Raw genomic sequence first — 5,144 nt, 5'->3', positions numbered from 1 at the left:
TGGGCCGGGTGCGGGTGGGACCGCGTCAGGGCCGGGGAGGCGTCCCCGCGTGGCTCACCCGACGGTGCGGCTGTCGAGGGCCACCGCCGCGTTGGCGTCCCCTCTGGTCAACTCCCGCCCCGCGGCCTGGTCGAGGACCGCCGCGATCCACTTCTCCAGGTCGCTGCTGGCCCGGGCGGCCGCCTCCTCCCACGCCCGCCGCTGCGTGGGATCCGCGTTCACCGCGATCCGCACCGCGCTGGGCTTGCCCGACCCCCGGGTGACGCTCCGCGCGGCCCGCAGCCGGTTGCGGAGTTGGTTGCGGGACCAGGAATGGCGCTCCGCCCGCTCCAACCACCGGTCCTGTTCCTCCGGGGGAAGCGCGGCGACTTCGGCGTGGTGTTGGAAACTGAGTTCGGCGCGGCGCCGGTGGGTGGGGAACTTCCCCGCGACCCATGCGTAGTTGCGGAGCGTCTGGTAGTCCAGATCAGTCTCCACAATGGCTCGGTGGTACCGGTCCGGGTACTTCACCTGGCCGTAGAGGAGCCAGTCTCCCAACCACCACGACGAGGATTCCGCCACCGCGAAGATCCGTCGGCCTATTCGTACCCACTCGTCGATACCGATGTGGTCGTCCAAGGCCAGAAAGGTCCGCCACCCGTGTGCCTTCCGCTGGGGTGGTTCCTGAGGGGTCAGTTCTGCTGCCGTCGCGGTCCGTTCCGGGTCTGGCACTGTCGTCACGCCGTCCATCCGTTCCCTCACGATTCCGGGCGTCTGGTTGGTTCCCCCCGCGTCCGCGGTTCCGGTCGTCCCTGTCTCCGGGTGGCCCCGGCCCCCATGTCACGGTGTCGTGTCGTTCGTCCTTCTCCTCCTCCTCGCGCCGGTCGCCGGCCTGCCCCAGGCCGTGCGCGGGCGCCGTCAACCGACTCGGCCGTGGCCGAGCGTGCGTGGTGTTCGTCCGGGAACCCGTGCCCGACCGGTCAGTGTTCGCGGGCGAGCCGCGTGGTCGATCTGCCGACGAGGAGGACGATGCCGAACGCCCCGAGCGCCGTCAGCACGAACGGGATGCGGGGGGCGTCCTCGACGGTCAGGAAACGTTCGGCGAAGGCGACGACCACCCCGCCACCGACCATGCCGAAGGCCGCGACTCCCCAGGAGGCGGTCCGCGCGGCGGCGTTCACCCGGCCCAGGATCTCGCTCGGGGTGATGCGTTGCCGGATGGAGATGACCGCCACCGAGTAGGTCAGGACGAACGCGCTCGACACCAGGTAGGCGGCCATCGCCACCGGCACGACGGGGAACAGCGCCATCAGCAGGAAACAGCACCCGGCGCCGAGGAGGCTGATCATGGGCATCGAGCCCCGGGGCAGTCGAGCCGCCACCCAGCCGCTGAGCTGTCCCCCCGCCACCCCTCCGACGGCGGTGGCGACCATGAGCAGACCGAACCCCACCGATCCCAGCGCCAGCGTGTTCTGCGCGAACAGCACCTGGGTGGACAGCACCATCGAGTACAGGCCGTTGAAGACGACCGTGCCCAGCACCAGCCGGCGCAGCAGGGGGTCGCGCCAGATCGTGGTGACCCCCACCCCGATGTCCCGCCAGGCCGGCCGGTCGGCGGCACGGCGTTCCCCGGCGTTCAGCCGGCGTTCGCGGCGGCTGAGGAAGGCCAGCAGGGTCGCCGAGACGGCGGTGGCCACGGCGTTGAGCAGCAGCGGAACGGCGAGACCGAGGGTGATCACGAAACCACCGACCGGGCGGCCGATGAACTCCTGGGCGGAGATCTCCGCCGTCCGCAGGTGGCCGTTCGCCCGTTCCAGGTTGTCCCTGCTCACCAGGGCGGGCACGGCGCTCTCGGCCGCCGTGTCGTAGAGGACCTCCATGATCCCCAGTCCGAACGCGATCAGGATGAGGACGGGGATCGTGACCAGGCCGGTCGCCATCAACGCGGCGAGGACCGCCCACAGCACCACCCGGGTGCCGTTGGCCACGAGCATCAGGTCGAGCCGGGGGAACCGGTCGACGAGGACACCCGCCGGGAGGGCCAGCAACAACCAGGGAGCCCGCCCCGCGCTCGCCACCAGCGTGATGAGCACCGGACTGTCGGTGAGGTGGGTGGCGATCCAGGGCAGCGCGATCATCGCGATGCCGTCGGTCAGGTTGGACGTGAATGACGCTGACCAGAAGTTCCAGAAGCGACGGCCTAACGAGCGTGATGGTCCCGTGGCTACTGGCATGGGCGGATGCTAACACGATCGTTCATCCACAGTGGTCAGGAAATGGTGGTCTCGCGGTCCGTCAAATCGCGTACTCCGATCCGGCGGCTTGTGCGATAAGGACGTGCTCTCCGGATGTCGGCGCTTTGTTCGGGCATTGGTCCAGCCGGTTGGTGTTCGTGCCGGGAGCCCCTCCCTCGTGGTGCCACCGTGTGTCGGCGCTGGCCGTATTCGGATCGGCCCCCTTCTTCGCGGCCGGTGTTCGGATCCCGGTTGGGGCGGGTGCGGAATCGAGTGGCAATGCGCGGAGGGGGCCGGCGGGAATTGTTCCGCACGGCCGCCACCCGGCCCCCGTTCGGACCAGTGGGCGTCGGCTCCGCTGGACCGGCCGGAGGTGCGCGCTGCCCCGGAGGGCCCAGTCTCGGTAGCCGGGCTCCGCGCACGCCGGCGAACCCCACGGGACCGACCCGCCCCGGTCTGGCGCGGTCGGCCGACCCGTCCTGGCCTCCCGGTGGGCCCGCCGGTCTCGGCGAACGAGGAGTTGACCTCAACTATGGTTGAGGGTGAAGGGTTCATCCCATGACCACCGAGCCGATCGACCCGTGGAACACCTCCGAGCTGGACCTCGACGCCTACCTCGCGCGGATCGGGCAGGCGCCCGCCGAACCGTCCCCCACCGCACTGGCCGCACTCCACGAGGCCCACGTCAGCACCATCCCCTTCGAGAACGTCGAGCCCCTGTTGGGCAGGTCGCCGGCACTCGACCTGCCCTCGATCACCGACAAACTCGTCCACCGCCGGCGAGGCGGCTACTGCTTCGAACACGCGCTGCTCTTCGCCGCCGCCCTCGAGCGCCTCGGCTACTCGGTGACCCGGCTGGCGGCCCGCGTCCCCGCCCTCGACCGGGGGCCCCGGACCCACCTGTCGCTGTCGGTCCGGTTCGGCCACACCTCGTACCTGGCGGAGGTCGGCTTCGGCGCCGGAGTGCTGCGCCCCCTGCCGCTGCGGCACGGCAGCGTCGTCGACCAGGGCGGCTGGACGCAACGGATCACCCGGGAGCAGGGGATGTGGGTCCTCAGCAAGCGAACGGACGAGGGCTGGGAGTCGATGCACGCGCTCGGCGACACACCGCAACTGCCCATCGACTACGTCGTCGCCAACCACTACGTCGCCACCCACCCGAAGTCCCCGTTCACCTACCGCCTGGTCGTGATGCGCACCGAGGTGGGACTCATGCGGCGGCTCGTCGGCGACCTGTACACCGTGGAGACCCCCGACGGGACCCGCGAGGAACGCCGCATCGCCCCCGGCGAACTCGACGGGCTCCTCCGCGAGCTGGACGTGGTGTTGGAACCGGAGGAGTTGGCGGGAGTCGTGGAACGTTACGCCGGCCCGGGCGAGGTCGAGGACTGAGACACCCGGCCACGCCACCCTTCCCCTCCACGGTCGCGCCACGCCGACCCCGGTGGCGCGAGCCGAACGTGGTGGGGCAGCAGGGAGGCCCGGAGCCGGGAGTCCGCCGCGTGCCGGCGGCACGCGCCGGGTCGGCCTCCGGCGCCGACCGGCTGGCCGACACGCGCGGGTACCGCCGACGGGGCCGGAATCCACCGCCGGCTCGAACGCCCGGTCGTTCGGCGTCTCCAGGTCGACCCGGGGCGGGCACGTTCTCCGGTGCCCTCCGGCGACCGCCCCGCCCGGACCGCGGCCCTCGGGACGGTCGACGCCACCGCCGCGCCCGAGCGGCGCGACCGCCCCCGGCAAGCCCCGGGCGCCGTCCCGCCCACAGGGACGGCGCCGTGCCCCCACCACGTGCTCCGCGCTCGCCGCGCCGGCGGCGGGACCGCGCCCGGTAGCGTGGTTCGGCATGACCGACCCCGGGGCCGAGATCACCGAGGACCTCGTCCACGACCTGCTGCGGGAACAGCACCCGGACCTGGCGGGACTGCCCATCCGTGCGGTGGCGGGTGGGTGGGGAAACCAGATGTGGCGGCTCGGGGACGCCTTGGCCGTCCGCATGCCGCGCACTCGAGCCGCCCCGGACCTCCTGCGCAAGGAGTGCCGGTGGCTGCCCGTCCTGGCCCCGCGCCTGCCGCTTCCGGTCCCCGAGCCGGTCCGGACCGGTGAACCGTCCGCGCGCTTCTCGAAGCCCTGGGCCGTCATGACGTGGGTCCCCGGCGAGCCACTGGACCGCACGTCCCTCAGCCGAAGCGACCACGCCGCCGGCACCCTGGCCGCCTTCCTCGCGGCCCTGCACGTGGAGGCCCCGGAGGACGGGCCGACCAGTGAGGACCGAGGCGGGCACCCCAAGGAGTGCGCGGACGGGTTCGACGGCTTCTTCCGCGCCGTGGTCCCCGATGACCTCGCCGACGACGTCCGGGCGGTCTGGGACGACGCCGTCGCCGCACCGGAGTGGGAGGGCCCGCCGCTCTGGGTGCACGGCGATCTCCACCCCGCGAACGTCGTCGTCTCGGAGGGAACCCTCTCGGGTGTCGTCGACTTCGGTGACATGTTCTCGGGCGATCCGGCGTGGGACCTCGCGGCCGCGTGGGTCCTGCTCCCCGCCGGCGCCGCCCCGGCCTTCTTCGAGGCGTACGCGCGGGCGGACGCGGGGACGATCCGGCGCGCCCGAGGGCTGGCGGCCCTGAAGAGCCTGTTCCTCATGCTCATGGGCCAGAACGGTGACCGGGGCCTTCCTGGTGGCAAGCCGACGTGGGGACCCGTGGGCCGGGCGGCGCTCCACCGTGTCCTGCGAGGCGGTCGGCCCTAGGAGCGGAAGCGACCGGTTCGCGTCCGGTACCCGCGACCCGAACCGACCGAGCTCCGTGTCCCGTCCCCGGCCGGTCGGCGCCGCCCCGGCCCGCCCGGCCGCGCCTGGCGTGGCACCGGGACCGGTCGCGCCCCGGCTCGCGGGACCCGCCGACCCACCCGGCCCGCCGGGAGGGCGGCCGCCCA

4 protein-coding genes are annotated in these 5,144 nt (G+C 72.7%); 2 read left to right on the top strand and 2 right to left on the bottom strand.

Annotated elements, in window-relative coordinates; all coding sequences use genetic code 11:
- Nucleotides 1-54: 54 nt before the first annotated feature.
- Nucleotides 55-720, bottom strand: a complete 666-nt coding sequence (locus tag ACTIDRAF_RS26945; RefSeq protein WP_245533425.1) for an LmbU family transcriptional regulator — start codon at nucleotides 718-720, stop codon at nucleotides 55-57.
- A gap of 239 nt (nucleotides 721-959) precedes the next feature.
- Nucleotides 960-2,213: an MFS transporter gene (locus tag ACTIDRAF_RS0202845; protein WP_026065712.1), complete on the bottom strand. Its 1,254-nt coding sequence runs from the start codon at nucleotides 2,211-2,213 to the stop codon at nucleotides 960-962.
- 558 nt (nucleotides 2,214-2,771) lie between these two features.
- Here ACTIDRAF_RS0202845 and ACTIDRAF_RS0202840 point away from each other — a divergent pair.
- Together ACTIDRAF_RS0202840 and ACTIDRAF_RS0202835 are read left to right on the top strand one after the other, a co-directional pair.
- Nucleotides 2,772-3,605: an arylamine N-acetyltransferase family protein gene (locus ACTIDRAF_RS0202840; protein ID WP_016697208.1), complete on the top strand. Its 834-nt coding sequence runs from the start codon at nucleotides 2,772-2,774 to the stop codon at nucleotides 3,603-3,605.
- Between the two features lie 451 nt (nucleotides 3,606-4,056).
- Nucleotides 4,057-4,959, top strand: a complete 903-nt coding sequence (locus ACTIDRAF_RS0202835) for an aminoglycoside phosphotransferase family protein (RefSeq protein ID WP_016697207.1) — start codon at nucleotides 4,057-4,059, stop codon at nucleotides 4,957-4,959.
- The last annotated feature ends 185 nt before the right edge of the window (nucleotides 4,960-5,144 follow it).

The organism is Actinoalloteichus spitiensis RMV-1378 (assembly GCF_000239155.1).
Classification (GTDB): domain Bacteria; phylum Actinomycetota; class Actinomycetes; order Mycobacteriales; family Pseudonocardiaceae; genus Actinoalloteichus_B; species Actinoalloteichus_B spitiensis.
Note: the sequence above shows the minus strand (reverse complement) of the source record. Positions and strands in the feature narration are given on the sequence as shown.